Origin of the sequence: Variovorax sp. YR566, from assembly GCF_051992195.1 — a bacterium.
In the GTDB taxonomy this organism is placed as follows: Bacteria; Pseudomonadota; Gammaproteobacteria; order Burkholderiales; family Burkholderiaceae_C; genus Variovorax.
This window is the reverse complement of sequence record NZ_CP197092.1, coordinates 193,918-217,101: the sequence shown is the minus strand read 5'-3', so window position 1 is coordinate 217,101 and position 23,184 is coordinate 193,918. Positions and strand designations below refer to the sequence as shown.

General features: G+C 65.9%; 22 protein-coding genes. 15 read left to right on the top strand and 7 right to left on the bottom strand.

Annotated elements, in window-relative coordinates; genetic code table 11:
* Nucleotides 1–42 precede the first annotated feature (42 nt).
* Both ACTG4X_RS01070 and cueR read left to right on the top strand, forming a co-directional pair.
* Complete coding sequence (locus tag ACTG4X_RS01070; RefSeq protein ID WP_007833622.1) at nt 43–237, top strand: heavy-metal-associated domain-containing protein; 195 nt, start codon at nt 43–45, stop codon at nt 235–237.
* Nucleotides 234–638 carry a Cu(I)-responsive transcriptional regulator gene (gene cueR, locus ACTG4X_RS01065; RefSeq protein WP_093057125.1) on the top strand — a complete coding sequence of 135 codons (405 nt, stop codon included), beginning with the start codon at nt 234–236 and terminating at the stop codon, nt 636–638. The genes ACTG4X_RS01070 and cueR overlap by 4 nt, the downstream gene beginning before the upstream one ends.
* A 1-nt stretch (nt 639) precedes the next feature.
* On the opposite strand, the gene ACTG4X_RS01060 is transcribed toward cueR, so the two are convergent.
* Nucleotides 640–1,584 (bottom strand): YcjF family protein, encoded by a 945-nt coding sequence (locus tag ACTG4X_RS01060; protein ID WP_440533091.1) that lies wholly within the window; start codon nt 1,582–1,584, stop codon nt 640–642.
* A gap of 564 nt (nt 1,585–2,148) precedes the next feature.
* Between ACTG4X_RS01060 and creB the strand changes: the two genes are divergently transcribed.
* Nucleotides 2,149–2,943: a two-component system response regulator CreB gene (gene creB / locus ACTG4X_RS01055; protein ID WP_093057126.1), complete on the top strand. Its 795-nt coding sequence runs from the start codon at nt 2,149–2,151 to the stop codon at nt 2,941–2,943.
* Complete coding sequence (gene creC / locus ACTG4X_RS01050; protein WP_440533090.1) at nt 2,940–4,379, top strand: two-component system sensor histidine kinase CreC; 1,440 nt, start codon at nt 2,940–2,942, stop codon at nt 4,377–4,379. Before creB ends, creC begins: the two co-directional genes overlap by 4 nt.
* Here creC and ACTG4X_RS01045 read toward each other — a convergent pair.
* The 4 genes from ACTG4X_RS01045 to creD all read right to left on the bottom strand — a co-directional run bounded on the left by ACTG4X_RS01045 (nt 4,373) and on the right by creD (nt 10,224).
* Nucleotides 4,373–4,984, bottom strand: a complete 612-nt coding sequence (locus tag ACTG4X_RS01045; RefSeq protein WP_440533089.1) for a hypothetical protein — start codon at nt 4,982–4,984, stop codon at nt 4,373–4,375. The genes creC and ACTG4X_RS01045 overlap by 7 nt on opposite strands.
* An 85-nt stretch (nt 4,985–5,069) precedes the next feature.
* A complete protein-coding gene (locus ACTG4X_RS01040) occupies nt 5,070–7,472 on the bottom strand; it encodes a penicillin-binding protein 1A (RefSeq protein WP_440533088.1) in 2,403 nt (800 codons plus the stop codon).
* Nucleotides 7,473–7,492: 20 nt separating this feature from the next.
* Nucleotides 7,493–8,785: a glycoside hydrolase family 3 N-terminal domain-containing protein gene (locus tag ACTG4X_RS01035; protein ID WP_440533087.1), complete on the bottom strand. Its 1,293-nt coding sequence runs from the start codon at nt 8,783–8,785 to the stop codon at nt 7,493–7,495.
* The gene (creD, locus tag ACTG4X_RS01030) at nt 8,782–10,224 is read right to left on the bottom strand and encodes a cell envelope integrity protein CreD (protein ID WP_440533086.1); all 1,443 of its coding nucleotides are present in this window, start codon (nt 10,222–10,224) and stop codon (nt 8,782–8,784) included. The genes ACTG4X_RS01035 and creD overlap by 4 nt, the downstream gene beginning before the upstream one ends.
* 203 nt (nt 10,225–10,427) lie before the next feature.
* Between creD and ACTG4X_RS01025 the strand changes: the two genes are divergently transcribed.
* The 8 genes from ACTG4X_RS01025 to ACTG4X_RS00990 all read left to right on the top strand — a co-directional run bounded on the left by ACTG4X_RS01025 (nt 10,428) and on the right by ACTG4X_RS00990 (nt 18,669).
* The gene (locus tag ACTG4X_RS01025; protein WP_440533085.1) at nt 10,428–12,491 is read left to right on the top strand and encodes a VIT and vWA domain-containing protein; all 2,064 of its coding nucleotides are present in this window, start codon (nt 10,428–10,430) and stop codon (nt 12,489–12,491) included.
* Between the two features lie 26 nt (nt 12,492–12,517).
* A complete protein-coding gene (gene xrtQ, locus ACTG4X_RS01020) occupies nt 12,518–13,447 on the top strand; it encodes an exosortase Q (RefSeq protein WP_440533084.1) in 930 nt (309 codons plus the stop codon).
* The gene (locus ACTG4X_RS01015; RefSeq protein WP_093057134.1) at nt 13,428–13,997 is read left to right on the top strand and encodes a hypothetical protein; all 570 of its coding nucleotides are present in this window, start codon (nt 13,428–13,430) and stop codon (nt 13,995–13,997) included. The genes xrtQ and ACTG4X_RS01015 overlap by 20 nt, the downstream gene beginning before the upstream one ends.
* 17 nt (nt 13,998–14,014) lie before the next feature.
* Complete coding sequence (locus tag ACTG4X_RS01010; protein ID WP_440533083.1) at nt 14,015–15,280, top strand: biosynthetic peptidoglycan transglycosylase; 1,266 nt, start codon at nt 14,015–14,017, stop codon at nt 15,278–15,280.
* On the top strand, nt 15,277–16,047 hold the full coding sequence (locus ACTG4X_RS01005; RefSeq protein ID WP_258352064.1) for a GNAT family N-acetyltransferase: 771 nt from the start codon (nt 15,277–15,279) through the stop codon (nt 16,045–16,047). The genes ACTG4X_RS01010 and ACTG4X_RS01005 overlap by 4 nt, the downstream gene beginning before the upstream one ends.
* A 44-nt stretch (nt 16,048–16,091) precedes the next feature.
* Entirely contained in the window at nt 16,092–16,988 is an 897-nt protein-coding gene (locus ACTG4X_RS01000) for a pirin family protein (RefSeq protein ID WP_093057137.1), read from the top strand.
* Nucleotides 16,989–17,183: 195 nt separating this feature from the next.
* Nucleotides 17,184–17,753, top strand: coding sequence for a Spy/CpxP family protein refolding chaperone (locus ACTG4X_RS00995; RefSeq protein WP_440533082.1), 570 nt, complete (start codon nt 17,184–17,186; stop codon nt 17,751–17,753).
* A gap of 152 nt (nt 17,754–17,905) precedes the next feature.
* Nucleotides 17,906–18,669, top strand: a protein-coding gene (locus ACTG4X_RS00990) for an IS5 family transposase (protein WP_097198224.1) whose coding sequence is annotated in 2 segments (ribosomal slippage) — nt 17,906–18,221 and nt 18,221–18,669 — 765 coding nt in all. Because the reading frame shifts where the segments join, the coding sequence is not laid out codon by codon here.
* A 6-nt stretch (nt 18,670–18,675) separates the two neighbouring features.
* Here ACTG4X_RS00990 and ACTG4X_RS00985 read toward each other — a convergent pair.
* Nucleotides 18,676–19,110: a serine/threonine protein kinase gene (locus tag ACTG4X_RS00985; RefSeq protein WP_093057139.1), complete on the bottom strand. Its 435-nt coding sequence runs from the start codon at nt 19,108–19,110 to the stop codon at nt 18,676–18,678.
* Between the two features lie 242 nt (nt 19,111–19,352).
* On the opposite strand from ACTG4X_RS00985, the gene ACTG4X_RS00980 reads away from it, so the two are divergent.
* Genes ACTG4X_RS00980 through ACTG4X_RS00970 form a run of 3 tightly spaced genes read left to right on the top strand, consistent with a single transcriptional unit; the run spans nt 19,353 to nt 22,415 of the window.
* Nucleotides 19,353–20,147, top strand: a complete 795-nt coding sequence (locus ACTG4X_RS00980) for an endonuclease/exonuclease/phosphatase family protein (protein WP_093057140.1) — start codon at nt 19,353–19,355, stop codon at nt 20,145–20,147.
* A gap of 11 nt (nt 20,148–20,158) precedes the next feature.
* Nucleotides 20,159–21,430 carry a cardiolipin synthase ClsB gene (gene clsB, locus ACTG4X_RS00975; RefSeq protein ID WP_440533081.1) on the top strand — a complete coding sequence of 424 codons (1,272 nt, stop codon included), beginning with the start codon at nt 20,159–20,161 and terminating at the stop codon, nt 21,428–21,430.
* Nucleotides 21,431–21,449: 19 nt separating this feature from the next.
* Nucleotides 21,450–22,415 (top strand): lysylphosphatidylglycerol synthase domain-containing protein, encoded by a 966-nt coding sequence (locus ACTG4X_RS00970; RefSeq protein ID WP_440533080.1) that lies wholly within the window; start codon nt 21,450–21,452, stop codon nt 22,413–22,415.
* Here ACTG4X_RS00970 and ACTG4X_RS00965 read toward each other — a convergent pair.
* Nucleotides 22,412–22,987: an acyloxyacyl hydrolase gene (locus tag ACTG4X_RS00965; RefSeq protein WP_097197548.1), complete on the bottom strand. Its 576-nt coding sequence runs from the start codon at nt 22,985–22,987 to the stop codon at nt 22,412–22,414. The genes ACTG4X_RS00970 and ACTG4X_RS00965 overlap by 4 nt on opposite strands.
* Between the last annotated feature and the right edge of the window lie 197 nt (nt 22,988–23,184).

Here is a 23,184-nt window from a genome sequence, read left to right as displayed (position 1 = left end):
AAACTTGCGTCCTCAGTCAATCACTTTCAAGGAGCTACCACGATGAGCCAGAAATTCCAGGTCACGGGCATGAGTTGCGGCCACTGCGTGAGCGCGGTGCAGAACGCGGTGCAAACGGTGGACCCCGAAGCGCAGGTCACGGTCGATCTGGAAACGGGTCATGTCGACGTACTGAGCGAACAGCCGCGCAAGGACATCGTGGCCGCGATCGAGAACGCGGGCTACGCGGTTCAATGACGACGGGCCACGTCGCCATCGGCGAAGCGGCGCAGCGCTCCGGCGTGTCGGCCCGCATGGTCCGCCACTACGAAGGGCTGGGCCTGCTGCCGGCGGTGGCGCGCACCGAGAGCGGCTACCGCCAATATGGGGAGGCCGACATCCACACGCTGCGCTTCATCAAGCGCTCGCGCGACCTGGGCTTCTCGATGGAAGAAATCGCGGAGCTGGTCGGGCTGTGGAACAACCGTCGGCGCGCAAGCTCGAGCGTGAAGCGCATCGCCGAAAAGCATCTTGGTGAACTGGAGCAGCGCATTGCCGACATGCAATCCATGCGCAACACGCTGGCCCACCTGGTTCATTGCTGCCACGGCGACGCAAGGCCGGACTGCCCCATCCTCGACGACCTGAGCAAGGTCTAGATCAGGCGCCCCGCACCAGCGACAGCACCTTGCCTGCATCCAGCGTGCGGGCCTTTTCCTGGATGGCCGGCAGGTACTGCGTCTGCAGGCTCTGCCCTTCCTTCACCACGCCCGAGAACGCGTCCTTCAGCATCTGCGTAGAGAGCGTGCGGCCGCCGGCGTAGTAGCGCTTGGCCACATGGCCCAGTGCGTAGGTCGAAGCAAAGCTCATCCCCGAGCTCACGGCCTGGTTGCCCAGCCCGCGAAGCAATCCACCGCCAACCTTGCCAAGGAGGCCACCGAGCAGCTTGCGCCCGGCCTGCTCCAGGTACTGCGAAGTCAGGCCCACGCCGACCGTGGCCAGGAAATCCTTGATGTGGCCGCTGTCGAGCTGATAGCCGTACGACTGGCCGATGCGGTAGACCAGCTTCATCTGCAGCGGAATGATCGCCATGGTCGAGAGCGTCTCGGGCAGCAGCTCCAGCGCGCCGTTGAGGATGGCGGCGTTGAGGATCGACTTGTCGAGCTCGGTGGTGTCGGGCGTATTCGGCGTCGATGGCGCCGCGACCGCGGTGCCGGCAGCAGCAGCAACAGGCACCGCCGCAATGTCTTCGGCCTGCTGCGAAAACGCGGCCGCTGAAGCATCCAGCCCCAGCGACGTGCGCACATCGGCCAGGAACATGCGCTCCGCCTCCGACTGCGTGCCGTCCGCATCGCACACGCACACCGCCATCTCGTAGGCGAGTTGCCTGGCTTCGCTGCTTTTCAGCTCTCCGGCCACCGAGGCCAGCGACACGCGCTTCATCAGCACGTCCTGGTACAGCGTCGGCAGGTTCAGGCCATCGGCTTGCGACAGGCCCTCGGCAATCCGCTTGATCTCGGCCCGTTCACGCTCGTGCTTCTCACCATCGACAAAGGCAGCCAGCAGGCTCAGGGTAACTATCGACTTTGTTTCTGAAGGTGTCATGTTCAACATTTCGCAATATGAAGGATCAGGTTCGGTCGTCGAAGGGGCCGGAAGGTTCCGGCGAGCTTCTCCCCACAAACCTTGAGTAACTCTGTGGATAACGTTGGTACTTCTGTGTAGCTGAGTTGCAAGTCTTTGATTTAAAAGGGAAATCTACAGATCGCCCAAATTTTCAGCAATGAATTTCTCCGGGGAAAAACCGCCTTTCGCAGATTTTCCGGAAGGAGTCAAAGCACAACTCTGGGGACAGTTTTTGAACAAGCCATGGCTTATCCACAGGCCGGATCGGTTACCCAATGTTGTTCATGTGGCGGGTACAAACCGGAAGCGCAGCTGCGCACAGTGACAGAGCCATGACAAGTGCTTGTCACATAACGAAAAAAGCGGCATGTCCACAGAAGAGGGCAACCCTTATCTACTACTACTAATTTGAATAAGAAGAATAAGAAGACAGGGAAAGGGAAAGCTGCGCGCGAAAAAAAAGCCGCGAACGGCCGCGCCGGTCGATGGCGCCTTTGAACAAAACCAGTCCTCCCGGTCCACTCCCCTCGGTAACATTCGTGGATGAGCTTCAAACCCCGGATCCTGATTGCCGAAGACGAATCAGGCATCGCCGACACGCTGCAGTACGTCCTCAAGAGCGACGGGTTCATTCCGGTCTGGTGCGCCACGGCCGAAGAAGCCATCGCCCAGTTCGCGCAGGAACCCCCGGCGCTGGCTATCCTGGACATCGGATTGCCCGATCTCAATGGTTTCGAGCTCTTCAAGCGCCTCCAGGCACTGAACCAGTCCATGGGCGGCCCGGAGGTGCCCATGGTGTTCCTGACGGCCCGCAGCGACGAAATAGACCGCGTGGTGGGCCTCGAACTGGGCGCGGACGACTACATCGCCAAGCCGTTTTCGCCGCGCGAACTCGTCGCCCGCGTGCGGACCATCCTGCGGCGCAGCGCCAGAAACGGCGCAGGAGCCTCCACAGCGGGCGCGGCTCCAAACCATGGGATACCCCATCAAATCCAGGCCCAGACGCCTCCAGCGAGCTCACAGGCACCCGCACTGCCCTTTTCGCTCGACAACGAGCGCATGCAGATTCGTTATTACGGACGCCTGCTGGAACTCTCCCGTTACGAATACGGGTTGCTCAGACTGCTGGTGCAACGGCCCGGCCGCGTCTTCACGCGCGACGAACTGCTCGAACTTGTCTGGGACGATTCCAGCGACAGCTTCGACCGGACGGTAGACGCGCACATCAAGACCCTGCGCGCCAAGCTCAAGGCAATCGCGCCGGAAGTGGAGCCGATCCGCACGCTGCGCGGCACCGGCTACGCACTGAACGAAGAACTGCCCGCCAAGGCGTCGTGACCCGGCGCACGCGGATCTTCATCGGCATCCTGCTGATCTACACGGCGGGCATCGCCTTCCTGCTGTACCGCGTCGTTTCCGACATCGACCCGCGCTACCGCGAGTCGGCCGAGGAATCGCTGGTCGAAACCTCGCAGTTGGTGGCCAGTCTGGTCGAGCAGGACGTGATCGCCGGTGCCATCAACACGGCGCGGCTCGAGCCTCTGTTCCGAACGGTCTACGCGCGCGAGTTCTCCGCCCAGATCTACAACCTGCACAAAAGCCGTGTCGAACTGCGCGTGTACGTCACCGACCGCAACGGCCGTGTGATGTTCGATTCGCTCGGCAGGCATCTGGGCGCCGACTATTCGCAGTGGGCCGACGTGAGCCGCACGCTCGCCGGCTTGTACGGCGCGCGCACTTCGCGCGATGTCGACGGCGACCCGCGCACTTCGGTCATGTACGTGGGCGCGCCGATCCGCTGGAACAACGAGATCGTCGGCATGGTCAGCGTAGGCAAGCCGGTGCAGAGCTTCGGCCAGTTCGTGGAAGACGCCCGCGTGCGAACCATCTGGGTGGGCGTCGGCTCGGCACTCGCGTTGCTGCTGCTCACGCTCATTGTCTCGATCTGGCTGGTGCGGCCCTTCGGCCTGATCCGCGACTACTGGGCCTGGGTGCGCGCGCAGCGCAGCCTGAGCCTCGTGCGCATGGCGCGGCGCGCAGTCGACGGCGTACGCACCGGCTTCAGCGAAATGCGCGATGCCCTCACCGGCCGCAACTACGTGGCGGACTACGTGCAGACCTTCACGCACGAAGTGAAAAGCCCGCTCTCGGCCATCCGCGGCGCGGCCGAGCTGCTGCAGGAGCCGTCGATGCCGCATGCCGAGCGCGAACGATTCCTGAAGAACATCGAACGCGAGACGCAACGCATCCAGGAAATCGTCGACCGCATGATGGAGCTCACCGCGCTCGAGACGAGGCGCACGCTGGACCGCACAGAACCGGTGGCGCTGGCTTCGCTGATCGACGACATCGCCGCCAGCGCACAACCCGCGGCAGCCAAGCGCAACATCAAACTGCTCGTGAACATCCGCGACGATGCCCGCGCCGAAGGCGACCCGTTCCTCCTGCGCCGCGCCATCAGCAACCTGCTCGACAACGCCATCGATTTTTCACCGCGCGACAGCGAAGTGCTGCTCACGCTGGAAACGACCTCGAAGCTGGCCCGCGTGAGCGTGCGCGACCACGGCCCGGGCATTCCGGAATACGCGCAGGAAAAAGTCTTCGAGAAGTTCTATTCGCTCGCCAGGCCGCACAGCCAGAAGAAGAGCACGGGGCTGGGGCTGGCGTTCGTGAAGGAGATCGCGGCATTGCACCGCGGCCGGATCGATCTGGGCAACGCGTCGCGCGGTGGCGCCGTGGCGACGCTCACGCTGCCGTTGTTGTCACATCACTGAGGGCGGCCGATCAGCGCGCAATAGGCGCTGCGAGTTTCCGGACTCACAGCCCCGAGCGCCTGCAGGTACTGCGTCTGGTGCTGCCCGATCATGCGAGCCGACGCCACCGTCTTCGAGCGGCAATACCAGTGGCAGGTGTGCTGCATCAGGAACAGCTCGGCCGACATGGTGAAGGCTTTCGATTTAGGCGTGCGCCCGGCTTCGTTGCGCATCACGCCGGCAACGCCGCGTGCGTGGATGAGCAGGGCCTGGCGCACATCGAAGGTCGAACCCGGAAAGAACTGCGTGAACAGCGGAATGGCCACCGGCAGCTTGCTCACGCGCGTGGCGGGTTCGGGCATGCGCGAGAACTCGGTGGCGAAGCTGTCGAACTGGGCGGAGAGCTTTTCCTCGGTGGCGTCGAGCAGGTGCCAGATCTGCTGGCGGCGCTCGGCGTCGTCTTCGCCGAGGCAGCGCATGTAGCCGGAGGTGAGGCTCTCCATCAGCCTTTCGATCTGGTAGCGGCCGAGGTGGCTGGCCAGCAGCGCGATGCGCATGCGCTGTTCCCTGGACTTGAGGATGTAGAAGCCGGCGGCAAAGAGTGCCACCAGAGTAAGAATTTCCATGGATGCGTGGAGAAGAAAAAGAGAAGGCGGGAAGCAGCACCGAGTGTAGGCACCGCGACCCGCCTTCTCTTTTCAGCTTTGCGACTTACCGGAAGAAATCGAGGATCCTGTTGCGTTCTTCCGGTACTGGCGGCGCTCCGATGGGCGCACCCGTGAGTTCTTCGGCCGGCGGTGGCGGCGCTTCGCTTTCCAGACCCAGGCTCGCTACGTTGTGGCCCGGCGTGAAGTCGTCGAAGTACCACTCGCCGTCGACGTTCACCACGCCAGGCGGTTCCGCGGGCTGCGTCACCGGCACGCCCTGCAGCGCGGTCTGCATGTAGCCGATCCAGATCGGCAGGCTCAGGCTGCCGCCGGTTTCACCGCGCACGCCGAGCTGGCGCGGTGTGTCGTAGCCGATCCACGCGATGCCGACCATGGTCGGCTGGAAGCCCGCGAACCAGGTGTCGAATGAGTCGTTGGTGGTGCCGGTCTTGCCGTAGAGGTCGTCGCGCTTCAGGGCCTGGTGCGCCTTGAAGCCGGTGCCGTTCTTCACCACGCTCTGCAGCAGCGAATCCATGATGAAGGCGTTGCGCTGCGGAATGGCGCGGCGCGCTTCGTCGAGCACAGGCGGCTCGGTTTCCATGATGATCTTGTCCCTCATGTCGGTGACGCGCGTGACCAGGTACGGATTGACGCGGTAGCCGCCATTGGCGAACACCGAATAGCCCACCGCCATCTGCATCGGCGTGACCGAGCCGGCGCCCAGGCCCATCGGCAGGTTGGCAGGATGCTTGTCCTTGTCGAAGCCGAACTTGGTGATCCAGTCTTGCGCATAGGGCGCGCCGATCGACTCCAGCACGCGCAACGTGACGAGGTTCTTCGACTTCATCAGCGCGGTGCGCAGCGGCATGGGGCCTTCGTAGGTGCCTTCGAAGTTCTTCGGCTCCCAAGGCTGGCCGCCGTTGGCGCTGGCATCGAAGTACAGCGGCGCGTCGTTCACCACGGTTGCGGGCGTGAAGCCTTTTTCAAGCGCGGCCGAATAGATGAAGGGCTTGAAGCTCGAACCCGGCTGGCGCCAGGCCTGCGTCACGTGATTGAACTTGTTCTTGCCGAAATCGAAACCGCCGACCAGCGCCTTGATGGCACCGCTGCGCGGATCCATGCCGATGAAGGCGCCTTCGACCTCGGGCAACTGCGTGATCTCCCAGGTGTTCTTCGGCGTCTTCGCCACGCGGATGACTGCGCCGCGGCGGATCTTGATGTTCGGCGGCGCCTTCGCCGCGAGGCCCGACTGCGCGGGTTTCAGGCCATCGCCCGTGATCTGGATGGTTTCGCCGTTCGCGCGCACGGCGCTGATTTCCTTCGCGTTCGCGTCGAGCACCACGGCCGCGACCACATCGCCGTTGTCGGGGTGTTCGGCCAGTGCATCGTCCACGGCTTCATCGATTTCCTTCTGCTCGGTCGGCAGGTCGACGAACCTCTCGGGGCCGCGGTAGGGCTGGCGGCGCTCGTAGTCCATGATGCCCTTGCGCAGCGACCTGTAGGCAGCTGCCTGGTCGGCCGCCACGAGCGAGGTATAGACCTTCATGCCGCTGGTGTAGATGCTGTCGCCGTACTGCGCGTACATCATCTGGCGCACCGTCTCGGCCACGTACTCGGCATGCAGGCGGTTCGGATCGGCGGCGTCGCGCAGGTGCAGTTCTTCCTTCTTGGCTTCTGCAGCCTGGTCGGCGGTGATGAAGCCGGTTTCCTGCATGCGGTCGATCACGTAGAGCTGGCGCGCCCGCGCGCGGCGCGGGTTGGCCACGGGGTTGTTGGCGCCGGGCGCCTTCGGCAGGCCGGCCAGCATTGCGGCTTCGGCGATGGTGACGTTCTGCAGCGGCTTGCCGAAATAGGTTTCGGCGGCGGCCGCAAAGCCGTAGGCGCGATTGCCCAGGTAGATCTGGTTCAGGTAGATCTCGAGAATCTGGTCTTTGGTGAGCTGCCGTTCGAGCCGCAGTGCCAGCAGGATCTCGTAGGTCTTGCGGCTCATCGTCCGCTCCGAGCTCAGGTACACGTTGCGCGCCACCTGCATCGTGATGGTCGACGCGCCCTGCTTGCGGCCGCCCTTCAGGCTGGCCACCGCTGCGCGCAGGAAGCCCTTGTAGTCCACACCGCCGTGGTCGTAGAAGCGCGCGTCTTCCACAGCCAGTACCGCGTCTTTCATGACCTTCGGAATGTTGGCGAAGGGCGTGAGGTTGCGGCGCTCTTCACCGAACTCGCCGATCAGCTGGCCTTCGGTCGAGTACACGCGCAGCGGCAGCTTGGGCCGGTAGTCGGAGAGCTCCGACACATCGGGCAGCTTTGGATAGATGGCGACCACAGCGACGATGGCGGCAACCAGCACCACGAGCGCGCCGGAGCCGACCGCGATGGCGCCCCAGCCGGCAATGCGCTTCCATGGCGCGCGGGGTTCGTTGGACGCCGCGTTGCCGTCGTCGGAAGGTTTGGAGCTTGAGCGTTTGAACATAAGAGTTGGCTGCTTACTGGCTAGCGAAAGAATTGGAGCCGCCGCGCGCTGCTGCGTTCCTGCATCGGGAGGTCGAGCGTGCCTTGCCGCGCAGCCTGCAGCGCGCAATGCATGGCATCGAAATACTTGTCGTGGTCGAAGGCGATCAGCAACAGGTCCACGCCGGCGCCAAGGGCGCGAACGGTGGCATCGCAAAGACCGCGGTTGTAGGCTGCGCCCATCGTGAGATCGTCGGTGACGAGCAGGCCCTGGTAGTCCCATTCGCCTCGAATCACCCGCTGCACGATTTTGCGCGAGAAAGAGACCGGATATTCGGCGTCGAACTCTATAAGGATGACATGGCCGAGCATGATCGCGGCATCCGAATGTTTCGACACGTCTTGAAACGGCTTCCAGTCGTGCGCCGCGAGTTGGGCGACAGGCGTGCGCAGTTCGGCGGCGAAATGGTGGGTGTCCTCGGCCACGCCGCCCAGGCCGGGAAAGTGCTTGAGCGTGCCGCGAACGCCTGCGGATTCAAGGCCCAGCTCGTAAGCGAGCGCCACCTGCGCAGTGATGGCGGGGTCGGCCGAGATCGCGCGTTCGTCGATGCGGGTGTGGAAGTCCCAGCGGCCCGGTGCGCGGCCGGGCCGCAAGTCGACCACCGGGCTGAAATTGAGCGTGATGCCAAGAGCCGCGAGCGCCTTGCCCTGTTGCGCGCCGTAGGCATGGGCGCGTTGTGTGAGCTCGTTGTCGGGCACATCGGCGTCGAGCAGCGAGGCGAGTGCAGGCTGGCGTTCGACCAGTGGCGAGAGACGCGAAACCGAGCCGCCTTCCTGGTCGGTTGCGACGATCAGCGGTGGCAGGCCGGCTTCGCGGCGCAATGCCTGCAGGCCCTCGATTTCATCGCGCAGTTCAGCGGCCGTGCGGCCCTTTACATTGCGGCCGGTTACGAAGATTCCGCCGATCAGCCCCTTCCTGGCCAGCTTTCGCAGGTTTTTCGCATCGTCGTACCCGACGATGAAATGCGCGCCCAGCGCCTGTGCGAGCGGGCCCTCCGATTCATTCACTTCGGCCCGGTGCTGGTGCGAGGCCGCCTCGTTGCACAGGGCAGTCAGCAAGGCCGCGAATGCCAGGCCCAGAGCGACCGGGCGCAAGTTGCCCCGTGCAAACCGCCAGGCGATTGCGATGCCGGCCACCAGCATCGCCAGCAGCAAGGGCAGTTCCCACGCGCGCATGAAGCGCAGATGCGGGTCCTTCAGGTGCCAGGCCCAGAACCACAGTGTGGCCAGGGCCAGCCAGCCCGATGCACTCGCGATGACCCGCAGCAGTCTCATGCCGCCTGCGCTTCCGGTGCCGGTTCCACGCGCCGCGAGAGCGCATACCAGTCGACCTTGCGCGTGACGAGCATCAGCGTGGCCAGCATGCCGAAGATCAGCAGCGCGCCGAGCAGCAGTGCGTTGCTTTCGGAAGCCAGCAGGCCGTAGAGCGCGCCATAGAGCAGCGCCACGAAGGCGCCGAAGGACAGGCCGCGCCGCCAGCCTCCCAGCACCGCGCTGAAGTACACGGCCAGCAGCGCGACGCTCGCCGTGGCGGCACCCGCATACGCCATCCAGAACGCGAACTTCTCCGACAGCGCGAGCAGCAGCAGGAAGAACAGCGCGATCGACAAGCCGACCAGGCCGTACTGGATCGGATGCAGGCGCAGCTTGCGGAACAGCTCGAACATGAAGGCGGCCATCAGCACGAGCCCGATGAACAGCGCACCGTACTTGCCGGCGCGCGTGCTCATCGAATACACGTTGATGGGTTGCGCGAGAGACACGTCGAAGGTCTGCAGCGGACCTATGTTCTGGCGTGCCTGGGTGGTGGCGGCTTCAGCGGCGTTGCCGCGACCCGAGAGACCCGCGCGTACCTGTTCGCGCGCAGAAGTCACGAGCGACGACACACGCCAGTGCGCGTCGAAGCCCTGCGGCGTCACGCTGCGCTCGGCCGCGAGAAAGCGGCCGCCGAAACTGGGGTGCGCCCAGGGCGAGGTCAGGTGCGCGGTCGTTTCCTCGGCGATGGGCGCGATGGAGAGCGTGTCCTGCCCGACCAGGCCGAGCTTCATTTCGAACGCGATCGGTGTGCTGGCCTGCCATGCACTGAGCGCTGCACCGGTGAGTGGCGCGTGGATGCCGTCTGCAAACCACGCACCGTCGGCCAGGCCCGGCACGCGTTGCTTGAAGCGCAGTGTCTCGCTGCCCACCGTCATCGCGGGCGAGCCGTCGAGGCCACGAAGGTCGCTCACGTTGAAAGCAATGAAGGGAGCCTTGAATTCGATGCTCGAATCGGACTCGCTGTGCGGAACGGCCTTCGGGTCGAAGGCCGTGAAGCCGCCAGTGAGCGCGGCGTTGAGCGTGTAGAACGGAATCTTGAAGATGCCGCGATAGCGCTCCTGCGGCGCCATCGTGCCTTCGATGTGCAGCTTGTCAGGGAACACCACGTGGGCCATTTCCTTGCTGCGCGGCTCCTGGCCGATCACCTTGCCCTGTGCGTCGCGCAGCGGCTCCATCCAGCGTTCCACATACGGCACCAGCAGCAGCGGCCCGACCATCGTCTGGCGGCCTGCATAGGTGGCGGCGAGCTCGTCGGCTGCTTCGCGCTGGCTCTCGCCGCGGGCGCGGTTGATCGAGTCGATCTCCCCCAGCGGAATGCACAGGAGCAACAGCAGGAAGAACAGGCCGGCGACCTTGGCCAGCATCGAGCTCTGAAGGGCCTTCAACAACTGAAGCATTTTTTCTCTCCTCGTCTGTAGCGAAGCCGCGATGCTCGCCGCGCGATCCGAAGGCCGTGTGAAGCGTGCGCGCCGCTTCGCTTCACACAGACTTCACAGAGCCGGGCACGGGTGTTTTCGACTTCAAGAAGCCTTCCAACTGCCTTCTCGTGTGGTGCCGACAGTTGCGGCTGTGCAAGTTCGCACGGACAAGGACCCCCGCCATGGATGCCCACATCACCACCCCACGTCCCGGCCGCTGGCTCTGGCTCGCCACCGTGAGCCTGGCGACCGCGGGCTTCATCGCCATGGGCGTGCGCCCGGCGCATGCGCAGGAAGCCCCCGCCGGCCCGCGCCTGAAGACCGAAAGCCCTTATTTCTTCGTGAAGAGCGACGATCCCTCGGTCGACCGCCTGCCGTTGAAGGGCACCGAGGTCTCGGTGAAGATCTCGGGCGTGATCGCCGACGTGACGGTCACGCAGACCTACCGCAACGAAGGCCAGCGCGCCATTGAAGCGAAATACGTTTTCCCCGGCTCGACCAAGGCTGCCGTGAGCGGCCTCAACGTGCGCCTGGCCGACCGGCTCATCACCGCGCAGATCCGCGAGAAGCAGCAGGCGCAGATCGAGTACGACACCGCCAAGAAGGAAGGCAAGACCGCCGCGCTGCTCGAGCAGCACCTGCCCAATGTGTTCCAGATGAACGTCGCCAACATCCTGCCCGGCGACGACGTGAAGGTGGAGCTGCGCTACACCGAGCTGCTGGTGCCGCAGTCGGGCAATTACCAGTTCGTGTTTCCGACCGTGGTCGGGCCGCGCTACAACTCGCCGCAATCGGAGAACGCGCAGGCCAAGTGGGTCGCGCAGCCCACGCTGCCTGCTGGCGTGGCGCCGAGCACGAGCTTCAAGCTCAAGGCCAGTATCGACACGCCGATGGGCATCAAGGAAATCCGCTCGGCCACGCACACCATCGACGTGAAGAAGAGCGACGAAGACCAGCACGCCGACATCGCGCTCAAGGCCGACGGTCGCCCCGCCGACAACCGCGACTTCGTGCTCGACTACCGCCTGGCGGGCGAGAAGATCGAATCGGGCCTGATGCTCTACAAGGGCCAAGGCGAGAACGCAGAGAACTTCTTCCTCGCGATGGTCGAACCGCCCAAGGCCGTGGCCGCCAGCGCCATCTCGCCGCGCGACTACATCTTCGTGGTGGACATCTCGGGCTCGATGCACGGCTTTCCGCTCGACACCGCGAAGACGGTGCTCGAACGCCTGATCGGCGGGCTGCGCCCCAGCGACACCTTCAACGTGCTGCTGTTCTCCGGCAGCAACAAGATGCTCTCGCCCAAGTCGGTGCCGGCCACGCGCGCCAACATCGAACAGGCGCTCGCCACCATCCAGAACTACAGCGGCAGCGGCAGCACCGAACTCATTCCTGCGCTCAAGCGCGCGTACGCCGAGCCCAAGGAAGAAAACGTATCGCGAAGCATCGTGGTGGTGACCGACGGCTACGTGACGGTCGAGCGCGAAGCCTTCGAGCTGGTGCGCAACAACCTCTCGAAGGCCAATGTGTTCGCTTTCGGGATCGGTTCGTCGGTCAACCGCAGCCTGATGGAAGGCATTGCACGCGCCGGCATGGGCGAGCCCTTCATCATCACCGACCCGGTGCAGGCGCCTGAGCAGGCCGCGCGGTTTCGTCGCATGGTCGAGTCGCCGGTGCTCACCAGCGTGAAGGCCACTTTCGGCGGGCTCGATGTGTACGACGTGGAACCTCAAGCCCTGCCCGACGTGCTCGGCGAACGCCCGGTGATCGTGTTCGGCAAATGGCGTGGCGAAGCCAAGGGCCGCGTGATCATCGAAGGCCAGGGCGCCAGCGGCCCGTACCGCCAGGAAGTCCGCATCGACGACCGCACCCGCCAGGACACCGCCGCGCTGCGCACGCTGTGGGCCCGCCACCGCATCCAGAGCCTGAGCGACCAGGAAACGCTGGAAGGCGGCACGGCCTTCAAGGAACGCATCACCGAGCTCGGCCTGAAGTACAGCCTGCTCACGCAGTACACGAGCTTCATCGCCGTCGACAAGGTGGTGCGCAACGTGGCGCCGCAAGACAGCGTGGGCGTGAACCAGCCGCTGCCGATGCCGCAGGGCGTGAGCAATCTCGCGCTGGGCGCCGAAGTGCCGAGCACGCCCGAACCCGAATCGCTGGGCGCCATCGCCGTCGTGCTGTCGATGCTCGCGATGCTGCGCCGCCGCGCGCGCCGCAATGACGCGCGTCGTTTCACTGCCTGAACAAAAGCAAAAGAGAGAGAAGAAAAATGTCTTTGGCAACGCTCGCCCACCGCCACCCGCGCATCGTGGACTGGGGCATCCACATCGACCGCACGCCGGCCGCCGGCTGGCTGGGGCTGCAGTCCATCGCGCTGATGCCGACCTGGGTCTGGATGGTGCAGCGCATGCGCGACGGCTCCGACGATCCGATGGGCCTTCTGGCGCTGGTTGCCCTCGCGGCGCTGACCTGGAGCCGCCGGCATGAACTGCGCGCCTCGCCGCGGCTGGGCTGGCTCGCGTTGGCAGGCGTCGGCACAGTGCTCGCGACGCTGCTGCGCACGGGGCTCGGCTTCGTGCCCGCGCTGCCGCCGCTTGCGGCCGGGCTGGTGGCCGTGCTGGCGCTGGCTTGCGGGCTGCTGGCTTTTCTGCCGCGCCGCGTGGCGGCGTTTCCGGTGGCCGGCCTTGCGGTGCTCGCGCTGCCGCTGCTGTCGTCGCTGCAGTTCTACGCCGGCTATCCGCTGCGGGTGCTGACGGCCGAAGTCAGCCGCTGGTTGCTGGCGCCGGGCTTCGACGTGGCGCGCGAGGGCACGAGCCTGATGATCGATGGCCGCCTGGTGATCGTCGATGCGCCCTGCTCGGGCGTGCAGATGGTGTGGCTCGGCTACTTCACGGCCTGCGCCGTCGCGCTGTGGGCACGCCGCAGCGACCGCGCCTTCATGCAACGCCTGCCGATGGTCGGCCTCTTCGTGCTGGCCGGGAACATCGTGCGCAACAGCGTGCTGATCGCCTTCGAAGGCGCTGGCCATCCGCTTGCGCCGTGGGCACACAACGCGCTGGGCCTGCTGGTGCTGGCCGTGGTGTGCGGCGCCATCGCCCGCCTCATGGTGCCGGCGCAGTCCGAACCCCAAGCTGCCGAACACCCCATTCCAGGCCTGATCACCACCCAAGGAAGCCGCCATGTCGACACCGTTCTTTGAACGTTGGTTTGCAAACCATTTCATCAACCGCATCGGCCACAAGACAGCCTTTGCGCTGGCGATGGTGCTGTGCGTGCTGTGGTCGGCAACCGCGGCCATGCGCGCACCAGCCGAACCGGTTGCTGCCGTGATGTCGCACGAATGGCCTAGCGAGTGGGATGGCGTTCCGTTGCGCCCGCTGGCCCTGAGCGACGTGGAGCAGCGCTTTGCCGATCGTTTCCCCGGCGCCATCGGCCGCATGACCGATGGCACGCAGACCCTGGTGATGCGCGAGGTGGCGCAGCCCACGCGCATGCTGCACCCGGCGACCGATTGCTATCGCGCGTTGGGCTACCGCATCGAACAGGCGCGCCTGGAACGCGACGCGCAGGAGCGCATGTGGCGCTGTTTTGTTGCGCAACGGCACGGCGCGCAAAAAATCCGCGTTTGCGAGCGCATCGTCGATGCCCGGGGCACTGCTTTCACAGACACTTCAAGCTGGTACTGGGCAGCGGCCAGCGGCCAGTCCCATGGGCCGTGGCAAGCTGTCACGGTGGCAAAACCGATCTGATGATCCGAGAACGTGCCTTGAAGAAGATCCTGCGATTCGTGCTCTATGGCCTGCTGGCCTTGGTCATTACAGCGTGTGTAGCTATCTTTTTGATAGTCAAGCTGGCGCTCGCGCCGGCTGCGGGTGAGTGGAGCACCACGGTGAAGACGGGCCCGCTGAATTTCGAGATCGGCATTCCGACCGCAGTGCGCGTGGCCACCTCGTCGTGGTTCGCGCCCTACCTCGACGGGCGCTCGCTCGACACCAGCTTCGGCACCGTGCGCTTCGCCTGGAAGCCGGCCGGCGAGCTGCTCGAGATGCAGTGCGCGCCTTGCAGTGCAGAGGTGCCGGCGCTCGGCACCCAGCCGATCAGGGTCGACCGCCTGGTCGCCACCGTGAAGCGCGACGGCAACACGCTCAACGGCACCTTCGAGGCCACGCCCCAAGGCACAGACACCACCCGGCTGCAAGGCAACTGGGACGGCAGGCTCGCGCCGAAGAACATTCACCTGAACGCAAGCGTGCAGGACGCACCTATCGCGCGCTGGTACGCGGTGCTGGTGCCCACCCTGCCCGAACTGCAGCGCGCACGCATCGGCGGCACGCTGGCGCTGCGCGGCCAGCTCGTGCTGCCCGAGGCCACCTTCGCCGTGCAACCCGTCATCAGCCAGTTCACCGTCGAGGGGCTGGGCACCGAGGCCATGCTCAACGCGCGCACCAGTTGCGGCCCCTCGGCCAAGCTCGCCAACGACAGCTGGCTGGCGCGCGCCGTCATCGCCGCAGAAGACCAGCGCTTCTTCACCCACAGCGGCTACGACCTGACCGAGATCCTCGCGTCGATCGACAACAACCAGAAGCCCGGCCAGATCCGGCGCGGCGGCAGCACGCTCACGCAGCAGCTGGCCAAGCTGCTGGTGACGGGCAGCGACCGCACGGCCGAGCGCAAGCTGCGCGAGCTGCTCTACGCGGTCGAGATGGAGCAGACGCTGGGCAAGGCCCGCATCCTGCAGCTGTACCTGGACAACGCGCCCTGGGGCGGCAACATCTGCGGCGCCGAGGCCGCGGCGCGCCGCTACTTCAAGCGCAGCGCACGCACGCTCGAACCGGCGCAGGCCGTGTGGCTCGCCGCCATGCTGCACAAGCCGCAGGCCGTGCTCGAGCAATGGCGGCGCGACGGCCACATCGACGCCGACCGCATCAAGTGGGTTGCCGAGGGCATCCGCGGGATCAGCCGGAACCAGCGCGAAACGCTGCTCAAGGGCGTGGCCGCGGCGAAGTTCACGGCGCCGGAGGCCACGCCATGAACACCATGACACTGAACGTCACCGACATCGAAGCCATCGAGCGCGCCACCATCGCGGCCGTGTCGCCCGACCTGACCGAGGAACTCGACGGCTGGCTGCTGCCCTTTGCCGGCGGCACCGTGAAGCGCGCCAGATCGGCCGTGCCGCTGCACCGCAGCGCGGTCGATCACGCAACGCTCGACCGCATCGAAGACCGCTACGACAGCCGCCAGGTCGTGCCCGCGCTGCGGCTGGCCGACGCGCCCTGCTTCGACGGGCTGCGCGCCGAGCTGGAGCGGCGGCACTACATCGGCGACAGCCCGACCTGCGTGCAGATCGGGTCGGTGCAGCGCATGCGGCAGGTGGTCGCGCCGGGCGGCGCATTGGCCGATGTCGACCGCGCGCCCGACGACGCGTGGTCGGCGCTGTTCCTCGGCGAGGGCTTCGATCCGGTGGACGGCGCCCATCGCGTGCGGATGCTGTCGCGGGCCAAGGGCACGCTCTATGCCAGCGTGCGCGAAGGCGGCCGCACGCTGGCGGCCGGCGCAATGGCGTTCGGCCACGGCTGGGCCAGCGTGCACGGCATGCGCACCGACCAGGCGCAACGCGGGCGCGGCCTTGCGGGGCGCGTGCTCGCCGGGCTGGCGCAGGCCGCATCGGCGCGCGGCTTCGAGCGGGTGTTCCTGCAGGTCGATGCACACAACCACCCGGCGCTGTCGCTCTACCGCCGGGCCGGCTTCGAGACGCATTGGAAGTACAACTACTGGCAGCGCCAGCAGTGGCCTTGACGGGGCGGGTGGCGCGGCGGGCGCGTTAGTGCCACCATGGACGCATGATGAATGCCAACCACCACGCCAACCACCCCACCGATCCCGTCGCCACGCCACGCGGCATCGACCACATCGTGGCCGGTGTTTCCACCAGCGACGGCGACGGCGTGAAACTCACCCGCGTGCTGCAGCAGCCCCTGCAGAAGCGGCTAGACCCGTACCTGATGCTCGATGCCTTCGGCAGCGACAACCCGGGCGACTACATCGGCGGCTTTCCCAACCATCCGCACCGCGGCTTCGAGACCGTCACGTACATGATCGCGGGCCGCATGCGCCACCGCGACAGCGAGGGCCACGAAGGGCTGCTCGAAAACGGCGGCGTGCAGTGGATGACCGCCGGCCGCGGCCTCGTGCACAGCGAGCTGCCCGAGCAGGAAGAAGGCCTGATGGAAGGCTTTCAGCTGTGGCTCAACCTGCCTGCCAAAGACAAGATGCGCGAGCCCTGGTATCGCGACGTCCAGAGCGAAGAGATTCCCGAGTTCACCACCACCGGCGGCGCGCACGTGCGCGTGATTGCTGGCGCAAGCCACGGCATCGAGGGTGCGGTGCGGCGCGAGCACACCGAGCCCCTGTACCTCGACATCACGCTGCCGCCGGGCGCCGAGTTCGCGCAGCCGCTGCCGGACGATCACAACGCGCTGGTCTACGTGTTCCGCGAATCGCTGTGGATCGCGGGCAGCGAAATTCCGACGCGGCGCATGGCGATCCTGGCCAACGACGCGGGCAGCGACGGCGTGGTGCTGCGCGCCGGCGCAACCAACCACAGCCCGGCGCGCGCGCTGCTCATCGCCGGCAAGCCGCTGCACGAACCCATCGTGCAATACGGGCCCTTCGTGATGAACACGCAGGAGCAGGTGAAGCAGGCGGTGCACGATTTCCAGAATGGCAAGCTGGGCTGAGCCTGTTCACCCCCGAAGCGACTGTGGCCGGCCAATCGAGGCAATAAGTCACGCCATGCGTTGTGCCCACGGTCGCGGTTCATCATTCTTTACGCAAGCTCACGCAGGGCTAACTGGCGCGACACAGAGCTCTTCCACACTTCGTCTCACCTGCTGCCCATCGGTGGCGGGCTTCTTCGAAAGGAAGCAACTCTCATGATTTCTCTTCGCCAACGCATCGTCTGGGCCAGCCTGCTGGGTTCGGCCGCCCTCGCCTCTTCGGGCGCCTTTGCTCAAGCGCCGGCCGCTGCTCCCTCCGCACCCGCCGCCGCCGCGGTGGCCCAGGCCGACAGCGCCGCCGCGCCCAAGGCGCAGCACAAGCGCATGGACCCCGCCAAGCGCATGGAGCGCATGCAGGAGCACCGCGCCAAGCGTCTTGCCGCCCTGAAGGAAAAGCTCAAGCTCACTTCGGCACAGGAAGGCGCGTGGAGCTCCTTCACCACCGCGACGCAGCCGCCCGCCGGTCCGCGCCCGCACATGGACCGCGCCGAGTTCGCCAAGCTGACCACGCCGGAGCGCCTGGAACGCATGCAGACCCGCCAGGCCGAGCGCAGCGCGATGTTCGCCAAGCGTGCCGACGCCACGAAGACCTTCTATGCCGCGCTGACGCCCGAGCAGCAGAAGACCTTCGACGCCGAGACCGCGCACTTCGGCGGCCCCCGTGGCCACGATGGCCATCGCGGTCATGACGGCCACCGCGGTGCGCCGGCACCCGCCAAGGGCTGACCCCCGCCCGCGACGCGCCGGTGACGGCGCTGTCGAAGAAAAAGCCCGCAACGCTTTCGCGCTGCGGGCTTTTTCTTCGACGGGCGGCCTTGCCGACTAGGGCGTGTTAACACTAATTGAGCCAACCATGAGGGATGCGAGACACTTCATGCATGGAGATCACTCAAGCCCAGTTCGCTCAGATCGAGCACTGCCTGCCCCTTCAGCGGGGCAATGTCAGCCTGTCGAATCTGAGTGTGTTGAACGCAATCCTGTATGTCGCCGAGCACGGCTGCAAGTGGCGCGGCCTGCCCAAGCGCTTTGGCAACTGGCACACCATCTACACGCGCATGAACCGCTGGTCCAAGAGCGGCGTGCTGGACCGCGTCTTCGCAGAGCTTCAGCAAGCCCAAGTCGTGCGTATCAGAATCGAGGCCGTGTCGCTGGACAGCACCATTGTGAAGGTGCATCCCGATGGCACGGGGGCGTTAAAAAAAACGGCCCCCAGTCGATCGGAAGATCCAGAGGCGGGTGGACCACCAAGATTCATATGGTTGCCGCGGATGCTCGAACGGCCGTAACGTTCTCGCTGTCACCGGGCCAAGTGCACGATGCGCCTGCAGGGCGCGCACTGCTCAGCCGCCTGGGCGCGCCGGATCGAGCGCTACATCTGCTCATGGACCGCGCCTATGAAGGCAATGAGACCCGGCAACTCGCGCTCGATCTGGGCTTCATCCCCGTCGTGCCGCCGCTGAAGACCCGGCTCCAGCCCTGGGAGTACGACCGTGAGATGTACAAACGCCGCAACGAGGTGGAGCGACTGTTCCGGCGCCTGAAGGGCTATCGCCGCATCTTCTCTCGCTTCGAGAAACTCGACGTGATGTTCGTCGGCTTCATCAGCTTCGCGCTGATCGCCGACGGACTTCGTTTGTGTTAACAGGCCCTAATCCGGCGTGCCGGTGCCGGCCTTGTCCGTCGGGTTGGTCACCACGTTCGGGCGCTCGCCCTTCTGGCCGAACTGCGGCTTGACCTTGCGCCCTGTCTGGCTGACTTCAGCGCGCGACATCTCGCCGGTCGGCTGCGGCATGGCGTTCGGCTGGTGGTTGATCATGGTCGTTGCCTCGCCCTTGGGCACCATCGTGGTGGCGTTGCTGCGGTTCTGCGCGCGGGCCTCGGCCTTCACCGCTTCGCGCGATGCGGGCATCGAGTTGTCGGGGCGCTGCGGCGGGTTGGCGACGCCGGCCGGCGTCATGGTGCTGGCCTCGCCGCCCGCCGAGGGATCGGGCTGGGCGGGAATGGACGTGGTCTGGGCCAGGGCGATGCCTGCCGTGCCCAGCAGCGCGGCGAGAACCGTGGCGCGAAAAGTGACTTGCTTCATGGCTTGCTCCTTGTGGCTTGTATCGGTATCGGTGGATGAAAACGCGGGCTGCTTTTCTCGAGCCCTGAATTCACCGTAGGAGCGGTGAAATCCCCGTCGTGTGGGGGTGCGGCAGGGCTGCCTGTAGGAGCTGGCCGCCATGGGGAGCCCGCCGCCGCGCAGCGAAAGGGGCGAATGGGTCCCAAGAAGGTGGCGCGTTCCTACAGTCAGCGCGCGCGGGGCCACGTACAACCCGCACAACGATGTCTTCTTCGCCCATTCCCGACGCCGCGGCGGCCACGCCGGTCTTGCCGACCTCGCTCAAGGTCATGACGGTGAATACCCACAAGGGCTTCACCGCGCTCAATCGCAAGTTCATCCTGCCCGAGTTGCGCGATGCCGTGCGCACCGTGGGCGCCGACGTCGTGTTCCTGCAGGAAGTGCTGGGCACCCACTCGCGCCATTCGCGCAGGGTGAACAACTGGCCCGAGGCGCCACACTACGAATTTCTGGCCGACACCATGTGGCCGCAGTTCGCCTACGGGCGCAACGCGGTGTACCCGAAAGGCCACCATGGCAATGCGGTGCTCTCGAAATTCCCGATCGTGCATTTCCGCAATCACGACGTGTCGGTGAGCGGCCCAGAGAAGCGCGGCCTGCTGCACTGCGTGCTGCGGCTGCCGGGCCGCGTCGTCGATGTGCATGTGATCTGCGCGCACCTCGGGCTGGCCGAGGCGCACCGGGAGCAGCAACTGGAGCTGCTGTGCCACATCGTGCGCGACGAGGTGCCGTCCGATGCGCCGTTGATCGTGGCGGGCGACTTCAACGACTGGCGCGGCCGCGCGCACGACATCCTGGAAAAAGGCGCCGCGTTGCGCGAGGTGTTCGTGCACGCCCACGGCCGCGCGGCCAGGACCTTTCCGGCGCGTTTCCCGGTGCTGCAGCTGGACCGCATCTACGTGCGCAATGCCGGCGTGCACGCGCCCGTGGTGCTGCCGCGCCGGCCGTGGTCGCACCTGTCGGACCACGCCCCGCTGGTGGCGGACATCGACCTGTGAGCGGGCAAGACATGAGCAACAACAACAACCGCTGGATCGGCGGCAACCGCATCGAGCTGCTGGAGAACGGCGAGGAGTTCTTCCCGCGCGTGTTCGACGCCATCCGGCAGGCGCAGCGCGAGGTGATCATCGAGACCTTCATCCTGTTCGAGGACAAGGTGGGCATGCAGCTTCATGCCGCCATGCGCGAAGCGGCGCAGCGCGGCGTGAAGATCGATGTGCTGATCGACGGCTTCGGCTCACCCGATCTCTCGCGGGAGTTCATCGAAGGCCTGACATCGGCCGGCGTGAAGGTGCGTGTGTTCGACCCGGGGCAGCGCTTCATGGGCCAGCGGCTCAACGTGTTTCGCCGCATGCACCGCAAGATCGTGGTGATCGACGGCGAGCGCGCCTTCGTCGGCGGCATCAACTATTCGGCGGACCACCTGCTCGACTTCGGCCCCAAGGCCAAGCAGGACTATGCGGTCGAACTCGCGGGGCCGATCGTGGCGGAGATCCATCAGTTCGTGCTGCGCGCCATCGCGCTCGGCGGCAAGGGCGCGGGCTGGTTCCGCCGCCGGCTGAAGCAGGCGCCTCGCGCCGGGCAAGTGCACGCCGGCGAGGCCGAAGCCATGTTCGTCACGCGCGACAACCGGCGCCACACCAACGACATCGAGCGCCACTACCGCGCCGCGATCCGGACGGCGCGCGAGCGCATCGTGATCGCCAATGCGTATTTCTTTCCGGGCTACCGCTTCATCAAGGAGTTGCGGCGCGCGGCGCGGCGCGGCGTGGACGTGCGGCTCATCCTGCAGGGCGAGCCCGACATGCCGATCGTGAAGACCGCCGCGAGCATGCTGTACCACCACCTGCTGCACGCCGGCGTGCGCATCTACGAATACTGCGACCGCCCGCTGCACGGCAAGGTCGCGCTGATGGACGACAAGTGGAGCACCGTGGGTTCGAGCAACCTCGACCCGCTGAGCCTGTCGCTCAACCTCGAGGCCAACGTGATCGTGCGCGACGAAGCCTTCAACAAGGTGCTGTGGGAGCGCATGGACCAGCTGATGCGGCACAGCTGCAAGCAGGTGGAGGCGGCCGACCTCGCCAGCGAATGGAGCGGCTGGCGGCTGGTGCGCAGCTTCTTCGTCTTCCACATCCTGCGCTGGTATCCGGCCCTGCTGGGCCGCCTGCCGCGCCACGTGCCGCGCCTGACGCCGGCCGAGGCCACCGACCTTGCGAGCCGGCGCGACACCGGGCGCAGCAATCCGGCCGGCGGTGCTACGCAGACGGAAACCGCCTGAGCGGAAAGGCCGTATCGCAATGAGCACGATGGCACTCTCCCGCCACAGCTGGTGGCCCTGGGCCCGCCGCGCGGCGATGTGGGGCTTTTTCGCGCTGATCGCCTGGCTGCTCGTGCGGCAGGCGCGCACCATCGATTGGGAAGAGGTGCTCGACGCCATTCGCGCGCTGCCTCTCATCTTCCTGCTCGCGGCCGGTGCGCTGGTGGCCTGCAGCTTTGCGCTCTACAGCACGTACGACCTGCTGGGCCGGCACCTGACGCGGCACCGGCTCGGCACGGGCACGGTGATGGGCGTGACCTTCATCAGCTACGCCTTCAACCTCAACCTCGGTTCGCTGGTGGGCGGCGTGGCGTTCCGCTACCGGCTCTATTCGCGCCTGGGGCTTGCGAACGACACCATCACGCGCGTGCTCGGCTTCAGCATGCTGACCAACTGGCTCGGCTACCTCGTGGTGGCCGGCACGGCCTTCTGCTTCTGGCCGATGACGCTGCCGCCCAACTGGAAGATCGATGGCGGGGGCTTGCGCATCCTCGGCGCGGTGCTGCTGACGGCGGCACTGGCCTACCTGGTGTTGTGCGCCACGGCACAGGGGCGCACCTGGCGCGTGCGCGGCCATGCGTTCAAGGTGCCGGGGCTGCCGATGGCGCTGCTGCAGCTGGCCATGTCGTGCACCAACTGGTCGCTGATGGGCGGCGTGATCTGGTTCCTGCTGCAGGGGCAGGTCGGCTACGCGCAGGTGCTCGCAGTGCTGCTGGTGGCGGCGGTGGCAGGCGTCATCACGCATGTGCCGGCGGGGCTCGGCGTGCTCGAGGCGGTGTTCGTGGCGCTGCTCGCGCACGAGGTGCCACAAGCGAAGCTGCTCGGCGCGCTGCTGGCCTATCGCGGCCTGTATTACCTGCTGCCGCTGGTGGTGGCCACGCTGGGCTATCTGGTCACCGAAGCGAGGGCCAGGCGGCTGCGCGTTCCGGCGAGGCCAGGGCGCTAAAAGTGATAGGTGTAGCGCAGCTTGACGAAGTTTTCGCCCGGGTTCGGCTTCTTGATGCCGCCGTTCGAGAAGTGCTGCAGGCGCAGTGACAGCTCGTGCTCGCCGTGTTCGCCAAAGCTGCGTCCAACGCCCAGCACCTCGGTGAACTGGAAGGCGGTGCTGAAGCTGCGGTCGGGCGTCTTGTAGACGTGGTCCATCACGCTGCCGCCGACGCCGCCTTCGGCAAACCAGGGCGAGCTGCCGTGGTCGAAGCGATAGCGCCAGGTGTAGATCGCGCCGATCTGCGCGTAGTCGTGCGGGCCGTTGCCCAGCGCGGGCGCGTGCCAGTTGCTCAGGAACACGTCCCAGTAGGTTGTGAGGGCACCTTCCTGAACCGGCTGGCGCAGCGACCACGGGAAGGTCATGCCCACCGTGGCCGAGTTGGTGCTGCCCATTTCGCCGTGCGGTGCACGGCCCCCTTCGAAATAAATACCGCGTGCGCTGTCTTCGAACGCATGGGCCGCCGTGCCCAGCAGGCCGAAAAGGCCCGCGAACACGGCGGCTCGAAGGGGTGCGGAAGCGTGGAATCTCATGATGCGACTTCTGGATGCATGAAGTGGAAATAAGTCGGCATCATTAATTTCCGCCGCGTCCGGCATTCGCACAGCACGTAATTTCCACATCGGAAAGTAGGACTTGATCAACAAAAATGCAGAGTCAGATTTGTTGCGCTGCAGCATTTGCAGCCAGCGAAGCCTATAGTGGTCCGACCTCCTACAACCGCCTTCGA